This window comes from Dehalobacter sp. TBBPA1, from assembly GCF_040931655.1.
Lineage (GTDB): Bacteria > Bacillota > Desulfitobacteriia > Desulfitobacteriales > Syntrophobotulaceae > Dehalobacter > Dehalobacter restrictus.
Window position 1 is genome coordinate 2099978 of record NZ_CP162385.1, and the last position, 26655, is coordinate 2126632.

General features: G+C 45.0%; 21 protein-coding genes, 1 tRNA gene, 2 pseudogenes, 4 riboswitches and 1 other annotated feature. Of the genes and pseudogenes, 7 read left to right on the forward strand and 17 right to left on the reverse strand.

Annotated features, from left to right (window positions below; all coding sequences use genetic code 11):
* Positions 1–17: 17 nt before the first annotated feature.
* Both AB3489_RS10305 and recQ read right to left on the reverse strand, forming a co-directional pair.
* Positions 18–470, reverse strand: coding sequence for a YaiI/YqxD family protein (locus tag AB3489_RS10305; RefSeq protein ID WP_368292793.1), 453 nt, complete (start codon positions 468–470; stop codon positions 18–20).
* Positions 454–2244, reverse strand: a complete 1791-nt coding sequence (gene recQ, locus AB3489_RS10310) for a DNA helicase RecQ (RefSeq protein WP_368292794.1) — start codon at positions 2242–2244, stop codon at positions 454–456. Before recQ ends, AB3489_RS10305 begins: the two co-directional genes overlap by 17 nt.
* Before the next feature lie 340 nt (positions 2245–2584).
* Positions 2585–2639, forward strand: a sequence feature (sodium ion sensor (DUF1646 type); this cis-regulatory element may regulate processes involved in with the transportation of sodium ions).
* A 53-nt stretch (positions 2640–2692) separates the two neighbouring features.
* A riboswitch (cyclic di-AMP (ydaO/yuaA leader) is annotated at positions 2693–2830 on the forward strand.
* Positions 2831–3134: 304 nt separating this feature from the next.
* Here recQ and ablA point away from each other — a divergent pair.
* The 4 genes and pseudogenes from ablA to AB3489_RS10330 all read left to right on the forward strand — a co-directional run.
* On the forward strand, positions 3135–4418 hold the full coding sequence (gene ablA, locus AB3489_RS10315; protein WP_368292795.1) for a lysine 2,3-aminomutase: 1284 nt from the start codon (positions 3135–3137) through the stop codon (positions 4416–4418).
* A complete protein-coding gene (gene ablB / locus AB3489_RS10320; RefSeq protein WP_368292796.1) occupies positions 4393–5241 on the forward strand; it encodes a putative beta-lysine N-acetyltransferase in 849 nt (282 codons plus the stop codon). Before ablA ends, ablB begins: the two co-directional genes overlap by 26 nt.
* 198 nt (positions 5242–5439) lie before the next feature.
* Positions 5440–5531, forward strand: a riboswitch (cyclic di-GMP riboswitch).
* Positions 5532–5617: 86 nt separating this feature from the next.
* Complete coding sequence (nhaB, locus tag AB3489_RS10325) at positions 5618–7123, forward strand: sodium/proton antiporter NhaB (protein WP_368292797.1); 1506 nt, start codon at positions 5618–5620, stop codon at positions 7121–7123.
* A 316-nt stretch (positions 7124–7439) separates the two neighbouring features.
* Positions 7440–7541, forward strand: a pseudogene (locus AB3489_RS10330) (preprotein translocase subunit SecA); the annotation flags it as partial.
* A gap of 81 nt (positions 7542–7622) precedes the next feature.
* Here AB3489_RS10330 and AB3489_RS10335 read toward each other — a convergent pair.
* From AB3489_RS10335 to AB3489_RS10360, 6 genes are all read right to left on the reverse strand, one after another.
* Positions 7623–9452 carry a M56 family metallopeptidase gene (locus tag AB3489_RS10335; protein ID WP_368292798.1) on the reverse strand — a complete coding sequence of 610 codons (1830 nt, stop codon included), beginning with the start codon at positions 9450–9452 and terminating at the stop codon, positions 7623–7625.
* On the reverse strand, positions 9449–9808 hold the full coding sequence (locus AB3489_RS10340) for a BlaI/MecI/CopY family transcriptional regulator (protein WP_368292799.1): 360 nt from the start codon (positions 9806–9808) through the stop codon (positions 9449–9451). Before AB3489_RS10340 ends, AB3489_RS10335 begins: the two co-directional genes overlap by 4 nt.
* Positions 9809–9928: 120 nt before the next feature.
* Entirely contained in the window at positions 9929–11407 is a 1479-nt protein-coding gene (gene abc-f / locus AB3489_RS10345; RefSeq protein ID WP_368294624.1) for a ribosomal protection-like ABC-F family protein, read from the reverse strand.
* A gap of 365 nt (positions 11408–11772) precedes the next feature.
* On the reverse strand, positions 11773–12690 hold the full coding sequence (locus AB3489_RS10350) for a SufD family Fe-S cluster assembly protein (protein ID WP_368292800.1): 918 nt from the start codon (positions 12688–12690) through the stop codon (positions 11773–11775).
* Entirely contained in the window at positions 12674–13432 is a 759-nt protein-coding gene (locus tag AB3489_RS10355; protein ID WP_368292801.1) for an ABC transporter ATP-binding protein, read from the reverse strand. Before AB3489_RS10355 ends, AB3489_RS10350 begins: the two co-directional genes overlap by 17 nt.
* A gap of 195 nt (positions 13433–13627) precedes the next feature.
* The gene (locus AB3489_RS10360; RefSeq protein WP_368292802.1) at positions 13628–14158 is read right to left on the reverse strand and encodes a DUF2284 domain-containing protein; all 531 of its coding nucleotides are present in this window, start codon (positions 14156–14158) and stop codon (positions 13628–13630) included.
* A gap of 215 nt (positions 14159–14373) precedes the next feature.
* On the opposite strand from AB3489_RS10360, the pseudogene AB3489_RS10365 reads away from it, so the two are divergent.
* Positions 14374–14547 (forward strand): annotated as a pseudogene (locus tag AB3489_RS10365) (DUF3102 domain-containing protein); the annotation flags it as partial.
* Between the two features lie 16 nt (positions 14548–14563).
* Here the strand turns inward: AB3489_RS10365 and AB3489_RS10370 are convergent.
* From AB3489_RS10370 to AB3489_RS10380, 3 genes are all read right to left on the reverse strand, one after another.
* Positions 14564–14755 carry a hypothetical protein gene (locus AB3489_RS10370; protein WP_368292803.1) on the reverse strand — a complete coding sequence of 64 codons (192 nt, stop codon included), beginning with the start codon at positions 14753–14755 and terminating at the stop codon, positions 14564–14566.
* A gap of 120 nt (positions 14756–14875) precedes the next feature.
* A tRNA-Val gene (locus AB3489_RS10375) sits at positions 14876–14952 on the reverse strand.
* Positions 14953–15033: 81 nt separating this feature from the next.
* Positions 15034–15663 carry a site-2 protease family protein gene (locus AB3489_RS10380; RefSeq protein WP_368292804.1) on the reverse strand — a complete coding sequence of 210 codons (630 nt, stop codon included), beginning with the start codon at positions 15661–15663 and terminating at the stop codon, positions 15034–15036.
* A 202-nt stretch (positions 15664–15865) separates the two neighbouring features.
* Between AB3489_RS10380 and AB3489_RS10385 the strand changes: the two genes are divergently transcribed.
* Positions 15866–16213 carry a cupin domain-containing protein gene (locus AB3489_RS10385; protein WP_368292805.1) on the forward strand — a complete coding sequence of 116 codons (348 nt, stop codon included), beginning with the start codon at positions 15866–15868 and terminating at the stop codon, positions 16211–16213.
* A 106-nt stretch (positions 16214–16319) separates the two neighbouring features.
* Here AB3489_RS10385 and AB3489_RS10390 read toward each other — a convergent pair whose 3' ends face one another.
* From AB3489_RS10390 to AB3489_RS10410, 5 genes are all read right to left on the reverse strand, one after another.
* Entirely contained in the window at positions 16320–18272 is a 1953-nt protein-coding gene (locus AB3489_RS10390) for a carbohydrate-binding domain-containing protein (RefSeq protein ID WP_368292806.1), read from the reverse strand.
* A gap of 245 nt (positions 18273–18517) precedes the next feature.
* A complete protein-coding gene (locus AB3489_RS10395) occupies positions 18518–19405 on the reverse strand; it encodes a cation diffusion facilitator family transporter (RefSeq protein WP_368292807.1) in 888 nt (295 codons plus the stop codon).
* Between the two features lie 171 nt (positions 19406–19576).
* Positions 19577–19676, reverse strand: a riboswitch (NiCo riboswitch).
* Positions 19677–19766: 90 nt separating this feature from the next.
* Positions 19767–20180: a hypothetical protein gene (locus AB3489_RS10400; protein ID WP_368292808.1), complete on the reverse strand. Its 414-nt coding sequence runs from the start codon at positions 20178–20180 to the stop codon at positions 19767–19769.
* Positions 20173–21117: a phosphodiester glycosidase family protein gene (locus tag AB3489_RS10405; RefSeq protein ID WP_368292809.1), complete on the reverse strand. Its 945-nt coding sequence runs from the start codon at positions 21115–21117 to the stop codon at positions 20173–20175. The genes AB3489_RS10400 and AB3489_RS10405 overlap by 8 nt, the downstream gene beginning before the upstream one ends.
* A gap of 100 nt (positions 21118–21217) precedes the next feature.
* Positions 21218–23767 (reverse strand): cation-translocating P-type ATPase, encoded by a 2550-nt coding sequence (locus tag AB3489_RS10410; protein WP_368292810.1) that lies wholly within the window; start codon positions 23765–23767, stop codon positions 21218–21220.
* Between the two features lie 53 nt (positions 23768–23820).
* A riboswitch (NiCo riboswitch) is annotated at positions 23821–23917 on the reverse strand.
* Between the two features lie 216 nt (positions 23918–24133).
* Here AB3489_RS10410 and AB3489_RS10415 point away from each other — a divergent pair.
* The gene (locus tag AB3489_RS10415; RefSeq protein ID WP_368292811.1) at positions 24134–24625 is read left to right on the forward strand and encodes a DUF2127 domain-containing protein; all 492 of its coding nucleotides are present in this window, start codon (positions 24134–24136) and stop codon (positions 24623–24625) included.
* Positions 24626–24649: 24 nt separating this feature from the next.
* Here the strand turns inward: AB3489_RS10415 and AB3489_RS10420 are convergent, their stop codons facing one another.
* Complete coding sequence (locus AB3489_RS10420) at positions 24650–26476, reverse strand: APC family permease (protein WP_368294625.1); 1827 nt, start codon at positions 26474–26476, stop codon at positions 24650–24652.
* Positions 26477–26655: the final 179 nt, after the last annotated feature.

The window sequence follows — 26655 nt, forward strand, 5'->3', positions numbered from 1 at the left end:
CTAAAACAGTGTATTTATTATTCAAACGTACGGTCTTTGGTTTCTTCAATCAACCTAATAAAGGCCGTCCTGAACCTTTCATTGTCTTCTTTGGTTCTTTTCTTGACATGGGTGGTCCTTCCTCCCCCACGCCGTACCTTTTGTCCGACGTGACGTTCGAAAAGGAGCCGTTCAATATTGCTGTCCGTATAAATAAGGCCATTTTGATTAATGGCCCTGGCGCCTTTTCCCAGAACAAGCGCCGCCAGTCCATAATCCTGCGTGACAACAATATCTTCCCTGTCCAACCGCTTCATCAGCGCGAAATCTACACTGTCCCGATCCTGGTCCACGGTGATCACCATACTGTAGTCATCCTTCAGTTCATGGGAAGTATCGATGATCATGATGACCGGAAGTTCAAATTGTTTCGCGCAGCTCACAATGAGCTCTTTCACCGGACAGGCATCCCCGTCAACCAATATTTTCATGTCCTTGCAGGGCCTCCTTGATCTCCTCTAAAAAAAGATCCCCGTATTTCTGGAGCTTTCTTTCGCCAACACCATTTACCCGGATCAGGGCATTCCTGTCCTGCGGACAGCTTTGAGCCATTTCCCTGAGCGTGCTGTCCGGAAAAATCATGTACGGAGGCAATCCCTCCTGCTGGGCAATCCGTTTGCGCAAGGCCCGCAGTCTTTCAAAGATTTGTTCAGCGGCGGTGAGCGATACTTCTTCCCGCTGCACCTGAATCTGATATACTCTTTCCTCACTCTTAAGTACAGCCGCCGCTTTCGGCGCAAGCTTCATTACCGGATACTGACCGCCTGCAACCACGAGATAACCTTCGGCTGCCAGGAAACTGATCCTGTCCTTAATCTCCTGCAGCGGTGTGTCCTTCATGATCCCATGGGTAGATAGTCTGTCTAGCCCAAACTGCAGAACTTTTTTGTTCTGGGAGCCTTTGAGTACCTCGGCTACCAACGCCGAACCAAAACGTTCCTTCATCCGATAAACACAGGATAAAATTTTTTGGGCGTCCAGAGTCACATCAACCTTTTTCCGGTCATCGTCACAGTTACTGCAGTTCCGGCACTTATCCGGACTTTCTGTTTCTCCGAAATACTCCAGGATGGTCTGCCTTAAACATCTCGATGTATGGCAGTAATCGACCATGGCCTGCAGTTTTTTATACTCATTGGCCACACGCTGTTCCTGAAATATGGTTTCTTCAATCATCATTTTTTGAATCTGCACATCCTGGGGGCCAAAAAGCAGAAAACATTCTGCCGGCTCACCGTCACGACCCGCCCTGCCGGCTTCCTGATAATAGGATTCGATGTTCTTGGGCATGTTGTAATGAATCACAAACCGGACATTGGATTTATCGATTCCCATGCCGAAAGCGTTTGTTGCCACCATCACAGCAATCTCGTCATAGATAAACTTTTCCTGATTGCGCTTTCGTTCCTGATCGGGCAAACCGGCATGGTAACAGCCGACTGAGAATCCCTGTCCTTTCAGTAATTTATAGAGTTTATCGACATCTTTACGCGTTGCGGCATAGATAATTCCCGAATCATTGAGGTTATTTTTCAGATGGTCCTGGATAAAAACCTTTTTGTTTTCACCGCGCAGAACGGAAAACTTCAGGTTCGGCCTATCAAATCCCGTAATAAAGCAATTCGGTTTCTTGAGGCCCAGCAAGCGGATGATATCCTGCCTGACTTCCTCTGTGGCCGTAGCTGTAAAAGCTCCAAACAACGGCCTTGCGGGCAGGGATTGCAGAAACTTGCTGATCCGCAAATAGCTCGGGCGAAAGTCATGGCCCCACTGGGAAACACAATGCGCTTCGTCTACAGCCACAAAATGGATTGGCAGTCCCTTCAACCTGGCAAGGAACTCTTCCGATTCCAGACGCTCCGGTGCCAGATAGACCAGCTTATACTCTCCCCGCTGCATCCTGTCAATGCGCGACCAGGTCTCTTTCGGAGAAATAGAGCTGTTGATAAACGTAGCCGGAATCCCGGTTTGCCTGAGGCTGTCCACTTGATCTTTCATTAGAGAGATCAAAGGGGAAATGACAAGCGTAACCCCTTCAAACAGAACCGCCGGAATCTGATACGCAATCGACTTGCCTGCCCCTGTGGGCATAATGGCTAACGTATCCTGCCTTTGAAGCAGGCTCTCTATCACTTGCTCCTGCCCTCCTCTGAATTCCCGGTAACCGTAATATTTGAGCAGGGCTTCTTTGGCTTTGGCAATCATATCCAATCAATCTCCCATCCGCCGGGATTATAGAAAAATAACCATAGAGCAGAATCTATGGCCGATTTTATGTATTAAAGTTCGCCGAAAAAAAGTCATTTCCTTTATTAATCTCAGGATTTTTGTTACAATTCTTCATATCGTTGATATCATTGCAGCAATTATTTTCAGGAGGTGTTTCTGTGAACAAGAAACTGTAGTTCACATGGTTAGGAAACATTGCCAAAAAAATACATTTTAAATTGACATTAAATTAATCTTTTGTTATCCTATATTTATCAGCTAATATTTTGGCTGGATTCAGTAAATAGGATACGCAAAACATAATACGTTTGCTTTCGGTTGGAATGGCACTTGCCATTTTCAAGAGAAACAAGGCTCTGGGGTGGGAGGCTACTTAATGTGTTAGCTTTTCACCTTATGTTTTTATCAAAGAATAAAACTGAATTTATTTTAAACGCTGAATCCGTATGGAACGGGAGACCCAAACAAATAGGGGTGAATCCATAGCAGGTGCTTTGGTAGGGTTAGGCTCTTTCGACCCGAATCCGTCAGCTAATCTCGTAAGCGTTGGAAGAGAAGGTGATTAATATGCTTGATGACACCTTTAGTTAGGGTATAAATTTTTTAGGCATATGCTGCAGGGACCTCTCTGCAGCATTTTTTATTGAAGAAAAAACAATTATTAAAAAGGAAGGATTGCTATGATTTCTGTATGTATTTCGGGTCTTGGCAGAACAGGTAGGAAATTGCCGGAGTATTATTACAAGAAGATGATATCAGAATCGTAGCGGCAATATGCAGTCCCCCACAGCCATAAAAGAGGCAAACATTTAGGAGAGATTAAAGGAGGAACAGGCTGAATAAAGATTGGAGAGGAGCATAATGAAATGCCGAGAGATTACAGGGATATACCTTTATGGAAAGATATAACGACAGAACAATGGCAGGATTGGCAATGGCAGATTGCCAATCGAATCACCGGAATAGATCAGTTGGTACAGGTGGTCAATCTTACCCAGGATGAGCGCCAGGGAGTAGAAGTAAGTCTTAAAAAATTACGTATGGCAATAACACCCTATTATGCGATGCTCATGAATCCTAATGATGCGCATTGCCCTATACGGCGGCAAGCAATACCGACAGTTCATGAAACTAAAATATCCAAGTTCGACAGTTGTGATCCGCTGCATGAAACAGTCGACTCGCCAGTCCCGGGTCTTACTCACAGATATCCGGACAGGGTACTTTTGCTTATTACTGATCAGTGTTCAATGTATTGTCGCCACTGTACAAGAAGACGATTTGCCGGGCATGAGGATAGGGCTCTTTCCCAGGACAATATCAAACGGGCGATTAATTATATCAGAGCGCATAAAGAAGTCAGAGATGTACTTTTGTCAGGAGGGGACGCCTTATGCCTCTCTGATGAAAGGCTGGAAGCAATCATAAGATCAATACGAGAAATCAAACATGTGGAAATAATACGGATAGGCACAAGAACACCAGTTGTCATGCCTCAGAGAATTACCGATACGCTCTGCAAAATGCTGAAAAAATATCATCCAATTTGGCTGAATACTCACTTTAACCACCCCAAGGAATTGACAATTGAGGCTCGCATGGCATGCGAGAAATTGGCAGATGCCGGAATTCCTCTTGGCAACCAATCTGTACTTTTAAAAGACATTAACGATTGCCCCTATATAATGCGTGATTTGGTTCAGAAACTGATAAGCTCCAGAATTAGACCATATTACCTTTATCAGTGCGACCTTTCAGAAGGAATAGAGCATTTCAGAACTCCGGTTTCTGTAGGGATTGAAATCATAGAAATGCTGCGTGGACATACCTCGGGTCTAGCTATTCCACAGTTTGTTGTGGATGCGCCTGGAGGCGGGGGGAAGATCCCAGTCAATCCACAATACTTGATTTCATATTCCCCTGAAAAGGTCATTCTTAGAAATTATGAAGGTGTAATTTGCACGTATAGCGAGCCTCGGGATAAAACGCACCAGTGCCGAAAATGCGGCACGTGCAGTAAATTCAAGAATAAAGAATACCGGGGATTAGAAAAGTTATACAGAGATGAACAAGTGTGCTTGATTCCAAGTACAAACGTAAGACTCAACAAGAGGGAGGACTTCCATGAATATAGATCAAGACGAATGTGAAAATTTATATACAAACTTTTCGGGTGTGGACATGTACGTGGATTATCGCAATAAAAGGCTTAAAATATTGAGTCATTCTCTTTTGTCTGAGTTGATAATCAAAGAGATTATTGATTATTCCAAAAAAGAAAATCTGGGTAAGATTATTGCGAATTGTTATAAACAAGATCTTAGTATCTTTGAGGAATGTGGGTTTGTAGCAGAGGGGGTTATCGACGGTTTTTTTCAGGGAGAGGATGCAACTTGTATGTCCCTTTTTCTTGATACGAAGCGCAAAAATTCACTCTATGAGGAGAAAGAAAACAGAATTATCGATTATTGCGTTAAGAATACCAATAAATTCGAGCTGAATAAGAATAAAAACTATACGATAAGGCAGGCCGTGCCGGACGATATTCCCCAGATAATTCAGCTTTTTCAAACGGCATTTGAAACCTATCCAACTCCTATTTTCAGCAGAGAGTATCTTCAAAAAGTTATGCAGGATCATATTTTATATATGGTAGCGGAAGAAGAAGGAAAAATTATCAGTATTGCTTCGGCGGATCTTGACAAACAACACATGAACGCTGAAATAACTGATTGCGCCACTTATCCAAAGTATAGAGGCAGAAACATATTAAGCGAATTGATATTCCAACTGGAAACACACTTGAAACGCAATGGCTTTGCTACAGCATATAGCCTTTCAAGAGCTAACAATCTTGGAATCAACAGGTCTTTAAGCAAGCTGGGGTATATGTATCGGGGTAGACTAATCAACAACTGCCATATTTGCGGCGGTTTTGAAGATATGAATATTTGGGTAAAAACTTTAAAATAGTAAAATACTATTTTGTAAGTCAAGGGGAAGAAGATTTTTGAGAGATAGCCTGATTTGCTAAAGGATTATATTAAAAAACAAAATACTTAAGATAAATACCTGGACTCTTCAGCATAAAGTGGATATATTCAGGGTATTCAAAAGAATAATTTTCTGTTATAATATAAAAGCTTAAGCAAAAATAACAATATATAGTTGTACAGGTTGATGCAAACTTCGTGAAAGTGAAGGACGCTAAAGCTATGGGTCTAAGGTTGCTTGTAAGTTGCTATGATTGCCAGGCTGCAAGTAATATGAACTTCTTGGGGGGGAGTAGTTCCGTTTTGGAGTACTCTCTTTTTTATGTCTTTTATTTTCACTTGGGAGGATAGTACATATGAAAGAAATGGGCATCGGACGGGCTTTCAGAGATAATTTTCTGGGCCGCGCTCCGGACTGGTACAAAAGAACAATTCTTGCTTTTCTGGTGTTGAACCCTATTTTGATGGTTACCGCCGGTATGTACGTTACCGGGTGGGTGTTGATTGTCGAATTTATTTTTACCCTGGCAATGGCGTTAAAATGTTATCCGCTTCCTGCCGGTGGGCTTCTGGCGATTGAAGCCGTTGTGCTCGGACTTACTAACCCTCATATGGTCTATCACGAGGTTGAAATGAACCTGCCGGTTATTCTTCTTCTGATGTTCATGGTTGCCGGGATCTATTTTATGAAAGAAGGTCTTGTGTACCTGTTTTCCAAGCTCCTTACTAAAGTACACTCTAAAGTCGCGCTTTCATTCCTGTTCGCTGTTCTAGGTGCGGTTCTTTCCGCGTTTTTGGACGCGCTGACCGTAACCGCAGTGATTATCGCCGTGGCCTATGGTTTCTATTGCATCTTCCACAAGTTTGCTTCCAGCGAAAAAGTATACGAAACGTATGACATTAATCACGACCATAGTGTTGATGAAAAACATCATGAGGACCTGAACGAGTTCCGTGGTTTTCTGCGTAATCTTCTGATGCATGGCGCTGTGGGCACTGCGCTGGGCGGAGCAATAACACTGGTTGGTGAACCGCAGAACCTCTTAATTGGCTCCATTATGCAATGGGACTTCGTAGATTTCTTTATACAATGTGCCCCTGTGTCTATCCCGGTATTGATCGTTGGTCTTCTGACTACCATTATCCTTGAAGTTACTAAGTTCTGGGGGTACGGCTACCAGCTTCCTGAGTCTGTGCGAAAGGTTATGGAAGATGATGTAAAAGTCAAAGATACTGCCAGGAATATGCGCGGACGTGTGCGCCTGATTGTTATGGCTTTGTGCGGTGTTGTGCTGATCTTCTCCCTGGCACTGCACCTGGCGGAAGTAGGTATTATTGGTCTGATGATTATTATCCTGCTTACAGCCTTCAACGGGGTTACTGAAGAAAAGCGCATCGGTCATGCGTTTGAAGAAGCGCTGCCGTTTACTGCGCTGCTGGTCGTATTTTTCGCCGTCGTTGCGGTTATTCATGATCAGCATTTGTTTACGCCGATTATTCAATGGGTATTGAACATCGAAGGACAGAATCAGCTTGCCGCTTTTTTTACGGCCAACGGCGTCCTTTCGGCAATCAGTGACAACGTTTTTGTGGCTACGGTATATATGACTGAAACAAAGCAAGCGTTTGAAGCCGGAGCTATTGCGCTGGAGCAGTACAACAAGCTGGCAGTTGCCATCAACATGGGTACAAATATCCCTTCCGTTGCCACACCAAATGGTCAGGCGGCGTTTCTGTTTCTCTTGACTTCTGCACTTGCACCGCTGATTCGCCTGTCTTACGCTGAGATGGTAAAACTGGCTCTGCCATACGCCGTCGTTATGACTGCAGCAGGTTTACTGGCAACAATGTACCTGTTATAACACTTGAGAATATCAGATTACAAGGGTTTGAGCATTACTGATCTTTTAGTATCTCGACTTTCGGTGACCTTATATACGATGAGAAAGATTGTCCGTTGTTAAGACTGAGGTTGTCAAACTTTTAAGCCTGGCCACATATCCTACCCAAGGAGTGTGGATATCATGACTGATCCAATAACTAATACATGTCATCGCGGCTGAAATTAACATGACAAATACCCGACTGAGAGGAGTTACCTTGCCGCCGCTGTCGAGATTGAAAGGCGGCTGACGGAGGTCAAGGCCCCTTCTTAAGCATGGAGAAAGGGGCAAGTGGCTGGAGGAGTCTCAGAGTACGGCCGGCAGACATATAAAGGTCTTCAGAGAGTACGGGAACAAACTGCCCGATGCTTCCGCCGGCAACTCAAATTACGCACCAGTGCGCAATTTGACATACTCCCAGGCGGTGATCCTAGGAGTCCCGGAAGAAGAACGAAAAATGCGTTACAGATGGTCTAAGTTAATTCTGTTTTCCGCCCAAAATAAGTACACCTTTCGGGTAATGATCCTGCACCCAGGCCAAACTATTTTTGTCTGTTATCTCCTGGATATGCTTCTTATAGACATCATACCAGTCCTGATGATTCGTACTGGCGTATTTGATATCCTCACTGCCGAGGATCTTTCGGCACAGGATCTCCATCAGACTTCCCTTTAAGCCTGTTTGCCCGCCTTTTGCAAATTCGGAGAATAGGTAAGGCAGTGCTTGTTCATCCATGGCCAGAATGATATTGTACTCTGCCTGATGCGCTTTGATATAATCATAGGGATTGGAGGAAGGTAACGGTGATGACATAATTTTCTCCAAGCACAGCTCAATCTGCTTAGCTCTGTTGACCGCCGTATTTCCTTCATTTCCAAGACTGAAGTACGCATGCTCCAGACGTGTAAGCAATTCCTTCAGTGAATCGGTACTTTCGGCATATGCGCGTACATCTCTCTGCATGATTTGCTCGATTCTGCTTCTTAAGTAAGTCGTGCTATATCCTTCATATTTTCCCGCGATGTCGGTAAATTTTATGTTAATGACTTCAACATTATCGACTAGGCTGAACAACAGGATGGCATTGCGCCCAAACACATCACCGATCATTCCGTTTTCCGCAGAAATCGCTGAAACGTCGTTGATCCGGTAATGAATGGTTAAACCATACGGCGCGGTCGACGTCTGCAATTCGACTTTATCCCGTACGACCCCTTTCGGCAAAGGCATCGCGTCAATCAGCGCGATAACCTTGCTCGCATTGCCTACATACGGTGTTTTGTTGGCCAGTAATTTATCTACTGCATAACCAGCGTATGTTTCCTGTCCTGCAGCCGTGTCATTGACCGGGTTTGCCACAAATCCAATCATCAACGCTACAATCATAACAACTGCCGCCGTACCAATCCAAACACCGGGTTTTCTGTAATGGATTACATTTTTTATTCTCTCTTTAATATTGTTTTCACCGAAAGCTAAAGGGGTAGCCTGCCAGAAGCTGTTCTTCTGAACTGCCAACGCCAGCAGGGAATTGGAATAATCTTCTTTGATCTCTTGTCCCTTGTTTCTGATAACCGTTTCATCGCAAGACATTTCCATGTCCTTAACCATCAGCGCAAAGCAGAACCACATCAACGGATTAAACCAATGGATGATCAGAACCAGAAATGCCGCTGGTTTGATCAGATAATCGCGTCTCTTAATATGTACCGTTTCGTGCGCCAGTACATAGGGTAATTCCCGGGACGAAATTCCTACAGGCAAGTAAATTCTCGGTCTCCTAAAGCCAAAAACAAACGGTGTGCTGATTTGATCTGTCTCATAAATATCCGGTAAAGAAGCATCCAGCAGCGTAGCCGTTTTGATCTTCCCTGCAATTTTAAAATAGGAAAAAATATTCCAAATCTGCAGCACCATAACCCCGGCCATCCAGACCATACTGCCAAGCAACATCAGCATAGAAAGCGGACTTACACCCATTGCTGCGACCAGAGGCAGCGTACTGCCAACTGAGCTGTTTACTGTACCGTTTATTGCATAATCTATGTTCTCAAGGCCTGCCATCACCAGCGTCTCAGGCAAAGCATCAGGCTGCATGGCGGGTTTGAAAACGTTTAGAAAACTGAAAGCTGAGGTAAATGAACCAGGACAGATCAGTCTGAAAAAAACTGCCAGCCACAACAGATAAGAAAAGATTTTCGGTGCCCTTTTCAGAAGCAGTCGAATCAGGATCACACCGAGAGCCACGTAGGAAGCTGTCATGCTCATATCGACAATAGTGCTGAATACTGCCATCAAGCTGTTCATTGCATCGCCTCTTCAATAATTCTTTTCAGTTCTTCAGCTTCCTTAGCCGTGAGCTTTTTCCGATCAAGGAATGCTGTTAAAAACTGCGGCAGAGAACCTTCAAAGTTTTTTTCGATCAAAGATTGGCTTTCATACTTTTGCACTTCTTCCTTTTTAATACGTGAAGTGACTACAGTATCCGTGTTGTCTAAAATGCCCCGTTCACATAGTTTTCGCAAAACCGTATAAGTCGTTGACTTCTTCCAGCCCAGTCTTTCCAAAGAAAGCCGTACAAGCTCAGTCGAATTCACCGGTTCCTTTTCCCAGACGATACTGACAAATTTATACTCCGCATCAAATAATTTATAGTTTTCCATGATGGCCCCCTAAGGTTTATCTCAATAGACTTAATTGTAAGTTTATTCTAATAGACCTCATTTGTCAACAGAAAATCCGCGGTACTTCAGGGCCCTGAAAATTTGTTAGAGGACAACCGATCAAAGCCTAATATATTTTGTTACTACTGATTGCACAAACGCACTGTCATGCTCCACAAACAGCAGGGTCGGCCGGCATCTTACAATAAGGTCCTCAATCTGCATTCGGGACAGGACGTCAATATAGTTCAGCGGTTCATCCCAGATATACAGATGGGCCTGCTCGCAGAGACTTTTGGCCAGGAGCACCTTTTTCTTCTGCCCTGCGCTGAACATACGCAAATCTTTTCCGAACTGAATGCCTGAGAAATCAAGCTTGTGCAGAATGGTCAGAAAACGGCTTTCCTCAATCTGGCACTGCTCGGCAAAACTGCGCAGACTGCCCTGCAAGTAAGCGGTATCCTGCGAAATATAGGAGATTTTTAGATTACTTCCAATATTAACCTTACCGCTGTAGGCAAGGTCTTCTCCAATCAGCAGCTTTAAAACACTGGATTTACCGCAGCCATTCATGCCACTTAAGGCCACCCGCTCTCCTCTCTCTACAGTAAAATGAACATTCTCGCAGACCTTCCTGTCCGCATAATAGATTGCCAGGTCACGTAATTCCACAAGTGTATTTTTCGGGTGTGAAAGAGGTTTCATACTCAAGCTGTCGGCCAGCTCGATATTTTTTAAAAGTTTTTCTTTCGTCTGAATGTTCTTTTGCAGCCGAGTTTCGATCACTTTGGACCGTTTCATCATTTTTGCCGCCTGGTGGCCGATATAGCCTTTATCCGGCTTGATGCCGGAGTTCAGCGTTCCCTTCTTGGTTTTCTCGATTTTATCCGACCAGTCGGCTGTCCGCCTGGCTGCTGCCGATAATTGTTTGATCTCTTTCTGCAGCCTGTCATTCTCCGCTGTTTCAAACGAATCCATCCTCTCTTTATTGACCCACCATGTTGAAAAATTGCCTTTTTGAAGTTCAATATTGGTTTTATTGATGGTCAGGATATGGTCGATACAACCGTCCAGAAAAACTCTGTCATGAGAGACCAGGATGAAGCCGGTTTTCCTGTTCAGATATTTCCCGACAACGCGCCTACCCTCTATGTCCAGATGGTTGGTCGGCTCATCAATCAAAAGAAAGTTGTGGGGCTTAATGAACAGTGCCGCAAGCAAAACCTTGGTCTGCTCCCCCTGGCTTAAGGCCGCAAAAGGCAGCTCCAGGACATCCTCTGCAACTTCGAGCAATGACAATTCTTTCTGAAGTTCCCAATGTTCAAAAACAGGGCAGATACTTGCCACTACCTCAATGACATTTTGACTGGGATCGGTAACCTGAAAAGGAAAATAATCAAAAGACACAGGGGAGTCAATTGTCCCACGATACTCGTATTTCCCGCACAGCAGCTGCAAAAAGGTCGTTTTACCGCGCCCGTTCCGGCCAGTGAACCCAAGTTTCCAGTCCGTATCGATCTGAAAAGATACATTTTCAAAGATATTGTCGTAACTGCCGTCATAGCAAAACGTTAAATGGTCGATGTTAATCAACGCCATCACGATCACCTCACCGTGTAAAAATAATAAGGCTGCAAGAAAGTTTATTCTTGCAGCCTCAAAATATCCTTGAACGCAGTTGATGTGCAGAAAAAATGTTAACATGATGCACATTCCAAAACGCTGTCGGTCCAATGTGATCTTTGATTACTTTAAAAGATTGAAACTTTCTTGCTCCGTGGGCGTCACAAGGCCAGCAGCACTTGCTGCTTACTCTGGAACGCTCTTTTAACTTCACGTTTAGCAAGAAAGTTTGCGCATCTTCCCATCTCCGATTAAATTTATCTATTAATGAAAAACTCCAAATCGTCCTATTGATAGATCACTAACCCTAATATTATATCAGATAACCCTATCATTCGATACTAGGCTAGAAAACCCTGCAGAATCATATCTTCAGCCTCTTTTTCCGTGAGACCAAGCGTCATCAGCTTGATCAGCTGATCGTTTGCAATCCTGCCGATCGCCGCCTCATGGATCAGCTGAGCATCCGAATGAAAGGCCGAAATTTCCGGAATCGAAGAAACTTTCGCTTGATCCATAATAATGGAATCACATTGAATATGTCCGCGGCATTGGGCATAGCCGCGCATATTCAAATGAAAAACTTGGGTGGAATGATCCTGCGCCACGGAACGCGAAATGATCTGGGCGGCAGCATCTTCTCCTGTCAGCTCAACTGTAATATTGGATTCGGCATTCTGGTTGGTGGTAGTCAGCAGTCTTTCCATGACAATCAAACGCGCGTTCTTGTGCAGGCGCACTTCCGTATCCCTTTTGGTCTGGTCGACGCCTCTAATCTGAACCATTTCCAGCTCAGCCATGCCGCCCTCTTCGACTTCAATAATCGTCTTCGGATTCAAAATTCTTTCTCCGCTGCCATCGCCTTCGCCATAGTGTTTTTCCACATACTTCATCTTAGCACCCTTGCGGACAAAAAATTCGTGAACACCGTCATGCTGAGCTTTCTTGCTTCCGGGGTTATGAATTCCGCAGCCAGCCACAATCAGGACATCCGAGTCGGCGCCGATTTCAAACGTATTGTAAACAAGGTCATCCATCCCTTCAGACAGAATAACCGGAATATGCACGCTTTCTCCTTTAGTTCCGGGCTTTACAATGATATCAATGCCGGGCTTGTCCTGCTTGGTGACAATGTCAATATTGGCGGTCGTGTTCCGTCCTGCTTTCTCGCCATTTTTACGGATATTATAGGCCCCATGAGGTATTTCATGCAAATCAGCGACTTCAGCCAGAATTTTTTTATCAATCGCATTCAACATTGGCTTTTCCTCCTACAATGGTACAGTTGTTTCTACATTCGCAGTTGGAATCCAACAGCTCAATTTCACCCAGAATTTTAGCCTTGGTGGTCACTTCGCTGATTTTTCCGTCGGACACTAAAACAACCTGGTCGGCCAGACGGAGAATCCGTTCCTGATGGGAGATAATTACAATCGTCGTGTCATATTTTTTATTTAAATTTTGGAACGTCTCGGTCAGCTTCTGGAAGCTCCACAGGTCAATCCCTGCTTCCGGTTCATCAAAAACAGCCACTTTCAGGTTGCGCGCCAAAATACTGGCAATTTCAACTCTCTTTAATTCCCCGCCCGAAAAGCTCGCATTAATTTCCCTATCCAAATAATCCTGCGCACATAAACCCACATCATAAAGCAAATCACAGGAATTCACCTCTTTATCCGGACCGGCAGCCAGCTTCAAAATATCGCGGACTTTCATTCCTTTGAAACGGGGCGGTGACTGAAACGCATAGCCGATGCCGAGACGCGCTCTTTCCGTAATTCCCATCTGAGTAATATCCGTTCCGTCCAATAATATTTTCCCTGCCGTAGGCTGGTAAATACCCATAATCACTTTGGCGATCGAGGATTTTCCTCCCCCGTTCGGACCTGTCATGACGTAAATCTTTTTCTTATCCAGGGTGAGACTGATGTTCTCAAGGATTTCTACATCTGTTCCCTTGTCATCGTCTAACGTCAGTCCGACATTTATCAGTTCCAACATCTCAATACCACCTTTTAAGCATTTTCCAATTTGAAAATGGTTGCAACATCTTCCATCATTATCTCTGATAGATATTTCTCCGGATATTATAGCATCCCAAATAAAATAAAGGAAATCCCAGTATCCTTTAAATTCATAATTACTTTGTTAACGCCCCAAAAAACAATTAACTGCTATTGAGGGCAACTATCTTCCTTAATGGTTATAAAGTACAAGCGAAAAAAAGCCGACTTTTCCCATTCCTGCGTTATACGTCATCTTCTGGTCCATGGACATCCGGACGACATCAATCCCGTTGCCTTCCATCGAATATTGCTTTTTGTCCGGGAAGCGGCAGGGTACTCCGTCAAGAGCCGAGCATTTCTCACACAATGTACAGGGACCTGCCCCCAAAATCAGAACATCTTCCGCAGCAAATTCTTTCCGCAGCGCTTTGTTCAAATTGCCCAGAATCCCCATCGACTCCATCATATCATCGCCGGAGAGGATCGAGATGATTTTACAGAGAATAAAAGCCTGATCATATTTCCGGACCCTGGCTTTCCTTTCCTCCTCCGTCCCTGCTCCGGGCGGGCAAGCATGGTTCTTTCCAAAATTCCCGCAGGTATTTCTGGCGCACTGATCGAATACATCCTGTGAAAAAACAATGTTATCAACTTTAATTTCTCTGTATTCGTCAAATCCCAATTTGGTGAAGGCTTCGATTAACCGCTCTCTAAGATCCATTTTCTTCAGCCCCTTTTTTATTTTTGGCACGCAGGAAGCTTGGAACCCTACATATGGAATACTATACAAACTGATCAATTAATTCAAGGGCAAAAGGAGGGATAAAACACGCTAATCTCGCCAGATCGGGGCTGAAACCCTCACACTTGTCTGGGGACCGGAATATTTTATAGCGTTATCTGTAAAATATCATCGGTTAAGAGAGTGAAACCAGAATGAATGTTGAATTATCTACCCGGACACCGGCGCAAATCGCGGCCGAGATTAACTTAATTAAAAGCCGGACCGACAAAATCATGCTCCAGAACTGCGTTCGAATCGGCACCTGCCTGACGGAGGCCAAGGCAACGGTTCCCTATGGGGAGTGGGGAAAGTGGCTGAGGCAAAAAAAAACTAAAGAGCTATTTATAAAGCCTTTAGTTCTGTAATATCCTCAGTATTTTTCGCCGTTGCTGAAATCATTGTATCAAGTTTCCGGTGAATTTCTTTGTGTTCTGCTTGGTTTTTCTTTTCCATTGCTTCCAGTTTATCATCAATAGAATTGATTCTATTATCAATGGATGATAATTTTTCTAGGATAATATCAAGTTTATCCATTAGAAAGTATCTCCTTTGTTATAAGTATAAATGGATCGGAGTCTTAGGCATTTTAAATATATTTTGGTAACTTTCCCAACCCCTAATATCTCTCAAGTAACCTTATGGTATTTAGAATAATGGTGGGTTTGATAGGATTCGAACCTACGACCCCCGCGATGTGAACACGGTGCTCTAACCGGCTGAGCTACAAACCCACAATGGCATGCACATGGTTTATTATAGCGCTATTATCTGAGAAATGCTACCCTAAAAGCTCTAAAAAGCAACGATCTTTATCAAAGCAAAGGACTGATTAGAAACTTATAGACATACTCAATCGGCGGCCCGATCACGATATTGATCACATTTGTAATAATCAGAATCAGTAAGATAAACGTACTCATCTGATAAATCTGGCTGTACAGACTGCTGTCTTTCAAACCGAGCAAACCAAAGACAACATGGGAACCGTCGAGCGGCGGGATTGGCAGAAGGTTAAAGACAAACAAAACGACATTCATCCAGACCGCATTAATAAAGATACTTTGAAGAATATTTAAAGTATTGCTATCGAGGATGCTTTCCGGAATATAACTGATGGCCCATATCAGGATCACGAAACATACCGCAAGCAACAAGTTCATCACCGGTCCGGCCAGGGATACCAGAATGTCATCTCTTTTTCTGTTTTTAAAATTGCTGGTGTCAACCTGAACAGGCTTAGCCCACCCAAAATGGGCGATGACCAGCATCAGGAATCCAATAATGTCAATATGAACCAACGGGTTAAGCGACGTCCTGCCCTGCAGTCTGGGCGTATCATCACCCAACCACACTGCGGTCTGGGCGTGGGCAAACTCATGAAAGGTAAGACCAATAATGATTCCGGGTAACATATAAAGGGTTTGAACAATATCAAAATCCATGCTTTACTTCCTTTCGGGTAATTTGTTCTCTTAACTTTTGAGAGGTTGCCACATCAAGGGGAGTCGCCACATCAAGGGGATAAAATCCTATAATCCTAATAATACATAATTCCAGCCCATTTGACAAAGGAATACTTCAGATACAATATAAGATACAGGGTAAAGCTTAAGAATATGTGAATAAAGAAAGGAAGTGATCCTTATGGAAAAACATTTTCTTAAAAATATTGATTTTGGTAAAGTTCTGGATATGGCTTCTTTGGTAGATTACCAGAACGGTCAGGTCGTCAGCAGAACGCTGGCCCAGAACAAAGCCTTAAGTCTGACACTTTTTGCGTTTGATCTGGGAGAAGAGATCAGCTCCCACTCCTCTGGCGGAGATGCGATGGTCTACATCCTTGATGGCAGCGCCCGGATCACGATCGGATCTCAGGACTATGTGCTGGAAAAAGGCCAGACCATCGTCATGCCTGCAGCTATCCCGCACGCAATATTTGCTGCCGCGAAATTCAAAATGCTACTGATCGTTGTATTCAATATTGACGCATAATAGCGTTTGCTTACACAAGAACCCCCCTGCAATCGGGAGGTTTCTTGATTCTGATGATCTTCGGTTCAATGTTCTATCTATGCTATCAGCTTATCTGTATACCTTCCTATCGTTTGAAGCCTCTTCCGTCTCCCGGTGCGCCACCGGATCCAGGCTGAGTGCTCCCGGCTCTGCCGCCCATTCCTCCGCTATAGGAACCGACACGCGTAACCTTCTCGGAAATCGCAACCTCTTCGTAGCATGTTCCAGCCGTATAGGTTCCACCTGAATAGAGACCGTTGGCAGAGGTGCCTGTTGAACTTCCCCCATAATAAATCTTGTAGGTTGTGCCTTTGGTTAATTCCGATGAACATACGACCAGATTCCGGAACATTTTGGTCGGCGCGAAAGTAAGTACTTCTTTTCCATCTGCAGTTTCGATCCTGACGATGGTCCCGGCCTGCTGATCAGACGGCAGGTTAATGTTCAAAGCGTAGAGGGATGAATTCGTATCCGGAGCCTCTGCCATGCCTGCGCTGCCTGCCGCTACCAGGAACCCGCCGGTTACGGTGAATGATCCGGTATAATCCAGAGCACCGTTGCCGTTGTCCGTTGGTCCGTTGACAATGACCTTTCCATCGGTCATGGTGACCGCTCCGTTGATATCAATCCCATCACCGCCTGAGTCAACAACGATGGTACCACCATTGATGCTCATACTGCAATCACACGAAGACGCAAAATCATTTTGACCCGGCCGGCCATTCACTGAGGAAGAATCTGTACCGCCTGCACCGTTGATACCATCGTCGCTTGACTTCACGTTCACATCCCCGCCATGGATATTGATCACAGCACTTTCAATGCCCTCATAGGATTTCGCAATCGTAACCTCTCCGGCGTTAATATTCAGTGTCGTATCGGAATGCATCCCGTCATCTCCGGCTGTAATATTGATCTTTCCGCCGCTTACCGTTAAACTGCCGTTGGAATGAATCCCGTCGTCCGCCGAGTCAATGCTGATCGTGCCTCCTTCGATCGTGACCACAGAACCAGCCTTGATTCCTTTCATACTGCCGGTGGACGTACTGTCATCCTTCGAAGCAGTGTCAGGTGCGGCACCGCCGGGTCTCATCATACCTGAATTTGTGTTTGTATTAATGCTGTTGGCGCTGCCTCCGCCGGACGTAATATCAATCGTTCCGTCTGTGCACCAAATGCTTGTTTCGGCCTGCATCCCGTCTTCACCGGCAGTCATATGGATTGTTCCTGCTTCAATCAGGATAAAGCCTTTAGCAGCATCCGCATCATTAGAAGATTTAAGCCCGTCATCTCCTGCATTCACCGTGATACTGCCATCTTTAACGGCAAGAAAATCACGGCCAATGATCCCGTTCTTCACGGCATCGACGGAAATGTTGCCGCTCACGATTCTAAGTTCATCTTTGCTCGTTATGCCATTTTTGAAGTTGGCTTTGACATTCAATGATCCGCTGCCATTAATCGTCAGGTCACTTTTGCTGAAGATCACTGCATTCGGTTCCTCTGCTTTTGGATCCGAGTAAGTGTAGGCTGAGCCGTCCTTCAGCGTATTTTTCGTGCCGTCTGCCAGGGTAATGACAGTCTTCTCAGATTTTAGCACATAAATAGGCGCACTGGTTGAACAGGTCATATCGACACCATTCAGGATCAGTCTGACAGTTTTGCTGTCCTCGGTGTAGACGATCATCTGAGCGTCGGCAATTGTGCCGCTGACAACATACGTACCTGCAGATAGAATGGTTATAACGTTATCGACAACGCTGACTCCGCTTCCCTCTGTCTTCGCCGAGCCCCCCGAAAAAGTAATATGTGAGGCCTTGGTATCATCCCATTCCGCATTGGTATCTTCATCATTATAATCAACGGATATACGGTTCTCAGTACTGTCCAGGGCGGTACCGGCGCTGTCCGATTCCGCTGTCTTCTGTGAGGAGCAAGCTGTTAAGGTTAAAAGGGATACGCACAATATAGCAATCATGCCAATGGAGATTATTTTTTTCTTGGGAATATTGGGAGTATTGGGGGTCTTTGGGCCCATCAATCTTCATCCTTTCCAGGAATCTTTTTTTGTGATTGTACAACAGGTTTGTGACCATGAGGTGTAGGCAGTGTGACAAAATGATGAAAACGTTCAACAAACAACAATTAAAAGCCGGTTCAGATCGAACCGGCCTTATACTAGGTATCCTATACGATTGTCATTCTGTTTCATCTGTCCATTGTCCCAAACAAATTCTCATAACGGATTTATCATGCTGTCTTGCGGCAGTTTTACGTATATTTTTATTTGTCTATCTCTTTATCTTTCTGGTCTTGATAAGGGTCAAGATGGATATTCACACGGGTGTTTTTCAATTTGTCACTCATGTCCTTTTTCAGGGTTCCGATAATATCATGCGCTTCCTTGACGGTAACGTTGTGATCAATCGTAATATGAAAATCGATGTGTTTCATATTTCCTGATTTTCTTGTTTTAAGCTTGTGATAATCTCTGAATTGATGACTGTGCTCAGAAATGATCTTTTCGATCTCAGCTTCTTCTTCATCAGAGAGCTTCGAGTCGAGAAGGAAGTTAAAGGCTGTTTTGCATAAGTGAAACGCTTCTTTGATGATCAGCAAAGCCACAATGACCGCGACAACGGAGTCCAGTGCGGCAAGTCCGGTAAGTTTAATCAGCAGGATTCCAACGCCGACGCCTAACGACGTATAAACATCGGTTTTCAGGTGAAGCGCATCTGCTTCCAGGGCCATCGATTCCTCTTCTTTGCCCACCTGATATAATTTTTTTGATACAACCAGATTGACAAGCGCCGATACCAGCATCACCCCGATGGCAACAGCCGCCTGTTCAATCTCCGAAGGCTCAAATATTTTCTTAATAGCTTCAATAATAATCAGTGCCGCTGCTACAAAAATTAGAAGCCCTTCAATAAGTCCGGAAATATTTTCGATCTTTCCATGTCCGTAGGGATGATCCTTATCCGCCGGCTTCGTTGACTGTCTCACCGAGAAAAAGGCGACAATCGATGCGGCAAGGTCCATACTTGAGTGGATCGCCTCGGAAATAATACTGACGGAACCACTCAAAATGCCTGCTATGACCTTAAATATGATCAGCGCAGTATTCGAAATAATGGATAACAATGCAAACTTGACTCTTCTGTCAGCCACAGCTTTTCTTCCTCCCAAAATCACCAAAAATATCAATTTCTTAAAATTACCTAATACCTCGTTAACCCTAAAATTACAATATAATGACGAGCAGATTTCTTGTAAGACAAGGCAAATAATTGAGGAACCCCTTCTTATATAAAAAAACTGTGGAACTATAATTGTTGGAAATATAGTCCCACAGGGTTTGTCTCCTGCTGCCAGTATACCGGCCCAGCCTTATACACCTAAATCAAGTGTCGTGTGTATCGGCCTGATCGATGCGCAATATTCTTTGATAAATCAAGAATTAGTATATTTGAAAACAACCTCTACTGTCAATATCGTTTTGCCTAAAACTTGAGATAGCTCTGCCTAAAATTTAGGATAGCTTCCTGCTTTTAAATACCATTGCAATCAAGTACACCAATCCTGCTGCCGCTCCGGCCCAGCCGGCCACTTGGAACAGCTGAACGTAGCCGGATGCAGTCCCGGCAATATCGAGTATCCCCTTCAGCAGACTGCCCACGGTTAATACCGCAATGCCGGAATTATAGATATTGTAGAACAAACGGTAGTTTCTCCGGTCGCTGATCCGGGGAACGATCAACCCCAGCATAAAGTAGAACAATGCGCCGCCCAGAAGCGGATACAGAAACATCAGGGTCATTGCCGCCGAACGAACCCCATGACCGAACTGTGCATAGATATTCGCCACAGCAATGGATACCGCTGTGAGTATCAGATAGACAATCACTGTTTTACGGATCTGCCGTGATCCTTCCGTACTATTCATTACCGATATAGACAATGTCGCTCACCTCTCTCTGCTGAGAACTCCTGCCATCGGTCGGATGATTGACGATTTCTCCGTTAAAGTACATGGTTGAAGATCCTCCTCCATCCAAATTATATGCAATCGTACAGCCCCTCTCGGCAAACTCCTGCGCAAGCTCCAGCAAGGAAAGTCCTGCGCTCTCTTCCGTCCGGCCGTCAGAGACAATTACGATGTAATGCAGACCGGAGACCTGACCGATCGCGGTCCTCGGATTGCTGTTTTTGGACTGGGATACCTCACTGGTACTGTCTACCACGATTTCTCCATTTTCGATCAGGGCCGGTCCAAATGAAAGTACCTGCCAGGGATTTGTCAGGGAATCGGCACTGGCTGCATTTTCATTAATAATTGAGAAATCCCCGTGGCCGTCAATCACCAAGGCTTCATCGTTTCCAGCCTGACGGGCCGTATCCCTGTACAAAACACCATTGCGTAAAACATAACCGTTATTTCTGAATCCATAGTAGTCGCCATTGATCGCAAAGATTGCCTGATGTTCTTGGGCCATATCCGAGGTTGTTTCCTTGAGATTGCGCCCAAAGCTGTTTTCGGCCAGCGCTGTTTTCAGGTAAGACGCATTGCTGAGCCGGATATCGGCGACATAAAAGGTTGTGTCATACGCTTGCACTGTGTCAATCGTTATTTTGATATTTTTATCCTGATAAGAATGATCGGTAACTGCAGCTTCAGTCTCTGACCCGGACTCGGGCGGATCCTCTGCTGCACTTTGCTGCTCAGAGGCTGTATTTTGCTGTTCGGCAGCCTCACGCTGCTTGACTTCAGTCACGTTCTTTGGAATTACAAAGGTGTCCAACAGAACAAAAACAAAAGAAAATGTCAGTAAAACAGCTAAGACGGCTGCCCAACGGTAGGGTTTGAATAGGAATTTTTTCATGTTGCCAATGAACACTCCTGTCTTCTGTCATCGATTTCTGTTTTATATTAAATGACCCATGTGACAGTTTGATGAACGATCGATGAGCATTCATTGAATATTATGTTCTTTTCCAGCGTTTAAACCCTTTGACAACCTCATACCAGCCAACAGATACGACGGCCAAAGCGGCAGCCAGGATAAGCTGTTTCCAGGACAACGGCGCGAGCTTCAATAAGTGATTCAGCGGCGTATAGATAATAAGAAGCAATCCTGCTATGGTCCCAACATTTACCATCCACATGACCTTATCTCTGATTAGTTTCGCAAAAGACCGAAAAGCAGAATCCGTATTGGAGCTGTTCACCTGAACCAGCACTAGGTTTGCCAGCAAAATAATCGCTAGTGCCATAGTCCTGGCCAGAGAAGCCTGATCAGGATGGTTGTTTAACATGGTGAAATAGGTACCGAATGATGCACCAAAGATCACGAGACCCTGTAGGACACTTTTGGTCAGTATTTTTGCAGTGAGCAGCTTTTCATTGGGATTGCGCGGAGGCTGATCCATGATATCCCGTTCGGCCGGCTGCCGCTCCAGCACAATGGAACAGGTGGGGTCAATGACAACTTCAAGCAGTACCACGTGCAGCGGCAGCAGCAAAAGACTCGCCGGACTGATTCCCAGGAAGGGTGCAAGTAAAGAGGCAAATGCGATCGGGATATGAATCGTGAAAACATAGCCCACGGCTTTTCTGATGTTATCATAGATTCTTCGGCCATCCTTAATGGTATCAACAATGGTTGAAAAATTGTCATCCAGCAGGACCAGATCGGCAGCCTCACGAGAAACCTCAGAACCGCGCTTGCCCATCGCAATCCCAATATCGGCATATTTCAAGGCTGGCGCATCATTGACGCCGTCTCCGGTCATCGCGACAATCTCGCCGTTATCTTTAAAAGCTTTGACGATTCTCATTTTGTGTTCAGGAATTACCCTGGAAAAGATACTGACATCCTTGACTTTCTCACGCAGTTCTTCCTCGCTCATTTGATTCAGCTCATCGCCGGTGATAATCTTATCGCAGTTCGGCATGTTAATCTGCCTGGCAATCGTGCTTGCCGTAATCCCGTTATCTCCGGTGATCATAACGACCCGGACCCCGGCTTTGTTGCAGATTTGAATATCCTGCTTAACAGATTCCCGCGGCGGGTCGGCAAGACCGACCATGCCACAAAGCTGCAGCCGGCATTCTGGCAGGGTGTCCGGGACTTCCTCTTTGCCGGCCAGTACCATTTGGCCAACAGCAATCACCCGCAGGCCCTGCTGCGACATTTCTCTGATTTTGTGCTCGGCAACTTTTCTCTCCTGATCCGTCAGACTGCATACGTCCAGAATACGTTCAGGCGAGCCTTTGGCTGCGACCACAAGCTCATTTTCATTTTGCCAGACGTGTCCCATCATCTTGGTCTGATCCGTGAACGCATATTCTTTGATCAGCTCTCCGCCAAAAAGGAGCTCTCTGCCAATCCCTTGCGCTTCACAGTAAGCAATCATAGCCTTCTCCATCGGGTCATAGGCATCCGGCTCGCAGCCCATGCCCATAATCTGGATCAACCTTTCGCCGTCGTCGTTCAGACTCCAGGTATCCCGGACCGTCATTTGGTTCATGGTAATGGTACCTGTTTTATCGACGCAAAGAACGGATACAGCCCCGAGCGTTTCCACGGACGACAGTCTTCTGACCAGCGATTGCTTTTTGGCCAGTCGCCAGGCACCCATGGATAGAAACACAGTCAAAATAACGGGAAACTCCTCCGGGATCATGGCCATGGCCAGGGTGATCCCAGATAAAATGCTTTCAATGACCCGTTCACTGCCAACATGGTCCGGCAGATTGAAATAGGTTACGACTCCGACCAGCGCGAATAAAACTGCGGCAATTCCCGCGCACAGCTTGACCAGTTTTCCGGTTTGTTTTTCCAGTGGGGTCGGACGGTCAGGCGCGGTGGCTATTTCCTGCCCGATTTTTCCGTATTCGGTAGCCGGGCCGATTTTATCGACCCTGATCGCTCCGGTGCCCTGGGTAACCAGCGTTCCGGCATAGCAATAGTCCCGTCGCCAGTATTCTTTACTGCAGGGGGACGATTCCTCATCGGCAGCAGCCTTATCTCCGCAGACAACTTTCCAGACACCTGCCGATTCGCCGGTCAGCGAGGATTCATCGACACATAGTGTGCTCGCTTTTAAAACCGTGCCATCTGCCGGCACTTTGACGCCTTCGGCAATAAACATGATGTCGCCGGGCACCAGGTCCGAACTGTTGATGATCTGCATCATCCCATCGCGCAGTACGGAAATCTTCGGTGTGGATAAATCCTTCAAAGCCCTAAGTGTTTGGTCGGTTTTCCATTCCTGGATGACTTCTATGCTGATAATCCCGACAACAAAAACAAGCATGATGGCGCCGTCCCGGGGTTCTCCGAGGATAAAATAGATCACAGCTGCAATGAGCAGCAGCAAAAACATGGGTTCACTGATCACCTGCAGGATCTTGTGCAGAAAGCTTTCTTTTTTTTCAGGTACCAGCTCATTCTTCCCGAACCTTTCCTGAAGCTGTCTGGCTTCGGAACTTGAAAGTCCCTGCAGTTCCCTGATCTGTTGTTCTGTCATACAGATCCCTCCATTATTTTCTTGAAGGATATAAAAATACCTGTAGAACATTTTACTGTCCCACAGGTATTGTATATCATCACCTGCTGCCCATCGGGCCCAGCCCCATGAACTTGTGTCCAAGTTCATCGCCTGCTCAGTTTGTACTGTAGATTGATATGCAGTGCAAAGAGATAGTTGAATTTTACCATATTGTTTTTTTTTAAGCAATATTTTATGCAGATTTTATTTAGACAATTTTATTTAGACATTTTAAGGCATCTGCTTTTTTTAATGAATAATTAATTGAATTTTAGTGGACATTTAATAAATATCTTATACGATTAAAAGGGACCAATTTTTTAATATTACGCAAAGGATATAAAGATGACAACACCTAAGATAAATAAACAGAAAGATATTTTCCATATCGGCTTCGAAATCGGTTTGCTGATGAAAGGCATTGACGGTCTGCTGGAAATCATCGGCAGTATCTTGCTGCTGTTTCTGACGCCGGACCGGTACAACTGGCTGATACGCCTCTTGACGCAGCATGAATTATCTGAAGACCCGCAAGACTTGTTTGCCAATTACCTGATTAATTCCAGCCCCAGCTTTTCCTCCAGCATGCAGCATTTTGTGGTATTCTACCTGCTGTCCCACGGGATCATCAAATGCATTCTCGTACTTCTGTTATGGCGCCAAAAGTTGTGGGCTTACCCTTTGGCCATTTTGTCCTTAATCTTGTTTGTCGTTTACCAGCTTTACCGCTATACGTTCACACATTCCGCATTTCTGATTCTGCTTACGATCTTCGATGTGCTCATGATTTTCCTGACTTACAAAGAATCGAAACAAGTAAGATCTAAGGCTATGTGATTCTGTCTGATCGGCCATTTAGCTTTATTTTTGTAAATGGTACGGTATCGTCGCCACGCACACATTTCTCCGATATAACAAATGTGTGCGAATTAGTAAGCTCGACTGGTTATGCAGAATATGGTGCCATCCTTTTTTCGGAATAAATTCCGGGATCAGAACCATGATCTGATAATTCTGATCGGTTGCTTTGTGTTCGATCATATCGATAAATTTGGTCAGCGGGTGGATAATGCTCCGGTGTAGAGAATTCAACGTTACCAAACGGACGTTAGGATTCCATTTCTCCCACTTTTCCTCGAGTTTTTTCTCTTCTTCCTTATCAAAGCAAACACTTACCGCAATAATCTGGTTTGCCGACAGCGATTTCGCATAGTTTAACGCATTTTCCACCACGCGCGTGATGCTTGCGACAGGAATGATGATAATATTTCCTTTAATCGGTACTGTTGGCTCAGCCGCCGATACCCGAAGCTGCTCTGCGACGTCCATATAATGCTTGTGGATTCTGTGGAAAAGCAGAATAATCAAGGGCAGGAAAATTAAAATCGGCCAAACCTGCGTAAACTTGGTCAACAGGAACATCATGACAACGACAAAGCTGATCAGCGCCCCGAGCGAATTAATAATCAGTTTTGGCATCCAACCTTTCGGCTTTTCGCGGAACCATTTCACGATCATTCCGGTCTGGGCCAAGGTGAACGGAATAAACACGCCAATCGCGTAAAGCGGAATCAGGCGCTCCGTTTTCCCTTTAAAAGCCACAATCAAGAGGATCGATAAAAAGCCAAGGATAAGGATTCCATTAGAGAATCCCAGACGGTCTCCGCGGATTGTGAACATCCTTGGAATAAATTTGTCTTTGGCAAGATTCACAGCCAGCAAAGGGAAAGCCGAGTATCCGGTATTTGCGGCCAGAATCAAAATCAACGCGGTTGTGCCCTGAATAAAGTAGTAGATAAAATTACGTCCGAATATTCCTTCAGCCATTTGGGAAACAACCGTTTCCTGTGGGTTCGGGGCTATTCCATAATAAAAGGCCAGAAACACAATCCCAAAAAACAATATCGCGAGCAAACTACCCATCGCCATTAATGTTTTGGCCGCATTATTCGGAGCGGGCTCTTTAAAATTCGGGATCGCGTTAGAGATAGCTTCAACACCAGTCAAAGCCGAACAGCCGGAGGCAAAGGCCTTGAGCAGAATAAACAAGCTTATCCCTGCGACAGGTGTGCCGACAGCCGCATGCAGTTCGGCCGACACCTGACCTGTAAAGACATTGTACAGACCGGCACCAATTAAAATAAACAGGGCCGCCACAAACAAGTAGACAGGATAGGCCAGGATCGTAGCGGATTCTCTTATCCCGCGCAGATTAAGGACCGTAATTAAGAGAACAAAAAACACAGCGATCGCTACTGCATGGACATGCAAGGCCGGGAAAGCTGAGGTAAGCGCATCGGTTCCTGCAGACACGCTAACCGCTACAGTCAGAATGTAGTCGACCAGCAGGGAGCCTCCGGCGATTAAACCTGAATTCATGCCGAGGTTGTTCTTCGATACGACATACGCTCCGCCGCCGCGCGGATAAGCAAAAATGATCTGCCGGTACGACAGGATTAAAGCAATTAAGAGAACCAAAACACCGATCGCGATCGGAACAGAATACCAGAATGCTGCCGTTCCAACCGTAAAGAGAACGATCAGGATTTGTTCCGGGCCGTACGCTACCGAGGATAACGCGTCGGAAGAAAGAATCGCAAGGGCTTTCTTCTTGTTCAGCTTCTGTTCGCCAAGCTCCGTTGATTTTAAAGGACGCCCGATTAAGAAGCGTTTAAGGGCAGATACCATGAAATGTTTCACCATCCAATAAAATAGTTGCGTTCCTTGCCATCTATAGCCGTTGGCAGCCTTCGCTGCACTTAGATATATTATGAAGTATTTATACTTCATGATATACCAAAAAAGGTTAATTTCGTTCGCACACCTATTTATAACACCAATGGCATAAAGAAAGAATTCAGATATAC

Coding starts and splice junctions, on each gene's coding strand:
- AB3489_RS10405 (WP_368292809.1), bottom strand. CDS start 21,117: ATGAAAAAATTCCTATTCAAACCCTACCGTTGGGCAGCCGTCTTAGCT.
- AB3489_RS10380 (WP_368292804.1), bottom strand. CDS start 15,663: ATGGATTTTGATATTGTTCAAACCCTTTATATGTTACCCGGAATCATT.
- AB3489_RS10385 (WP_368292805.1), top strand. CDS start 15,866: ATGGAAAAACATTTTCTTAAAAATATTGATTTTGGTAAAGTTCTGGAT.
- AB3489_RS10340 (WP_368292799.1), bottom strand. CDS start 9,808: ATGGAAAACTATAAATTATTTGATGCGGAGTATAAATTTGTCAGTATC.
- AB3489_RS10390 (WP_368292806.1), bottom strand. CDS start 18,272: ATGGGCCCAAAGACCCCCAATACTCCCAATATTCCCAAGAAAAAAATA.
- AB3489_RS10335 (WP_368292798.1), bottom strand. CDS start 9,452: ATGAACAGCTTGATGGCAGTATTCAGCACTATTGTCGATATGAGCATG.
- AB3489_RS10355 (WP_368292801.1), bottom strand. CDS start 13,432: ATGTTGGAACTGATAAATGTCGGACTGACGTTAGACGATGACAAGGGA.
- AB3489_RS10370 (WP_368292803.1), bottom strand. CDS start 14,755: ATGGATAAACTTGATATTATCCTAGAAAAATTATCATCCATTGATAAT.
- ablA (WP_368292795.1), top strand. CDS start 3,135: ATGCCGAGAGATTACAGGGATATACCTTTATGGAAAGATATAACGACA.
- AB3489_RS10305 (WP_368292793.1), bottom strand. CDS start 470: ATGAAAATATTGGTTGACGGGGATGCCTGTCCGGTGAAAGAGCTCATT.
- AB3489_RS10410 (WP_368292810.1), bottom strand. CDS start 23,767: ATGACAGAACAACAGATCAGGGAACTGCAGGGACTTTCAAGTTCCGAA.
- ablB (WP_368292796.1), top strand. CDS start 4,393: ATGAATATAGATCAAGACGAATGTGAAAATTTATATACAAACTTTTCG.
- nhaB (WP_368292797.1), top strand. CDS start 5,618: ATGAAAGAAATGGGCATCGGACGGGCTTTCAGAGATAATTTTCTGGGC.
- AB3489_RS10350 (WP_368292800.1), bottom strand. CDS start 12,690: ATGTTGAATGCGATTGATAAAAAAATTCTGGCTGAAGTCGCTGATTTG.
- abc-f (WP_368294624.1), bottom strand. CDS start 11,407: ATGGCGTTGATTAACATCGACCATTTAACGTTTTGCTATGACGGCAGT.
- recQ (WP_368292794.1), bottom strand. CDS start 2,244: ATGATTGCCAAAGCCAAAGAAGCCCTGCTCAAATATTACGGTTACCGG.
- AB3489_RS10360 (WP_368292802.1), bottom strand. CDS start 14,158: ATGGATCTTAGAGAGCGGTTAATCGAAGCCTTCACCAAATTGGGATTT.
- AB3489_RS10415 (WP_368292811.1), top strand. CDS start 24,134: ATGACAACACCTAAGATAAATAAACAGAAAGATATTTTCCATATCGGC.
- AB3489_RS10400 (WP_368292808.1), bottom strand. CDS start 20,180: ATGAATAGTACGGAAGGATCACGGCAGATCCGTAAAACAGTGATTGTC.
- AB3489_RS10420 (WP_368294625.1), bottom strand. CDS start 26,476: ATGGTATCTGCCCTTAAACGCTTCTTAATCGGGCGTCCTTTAAAATCA.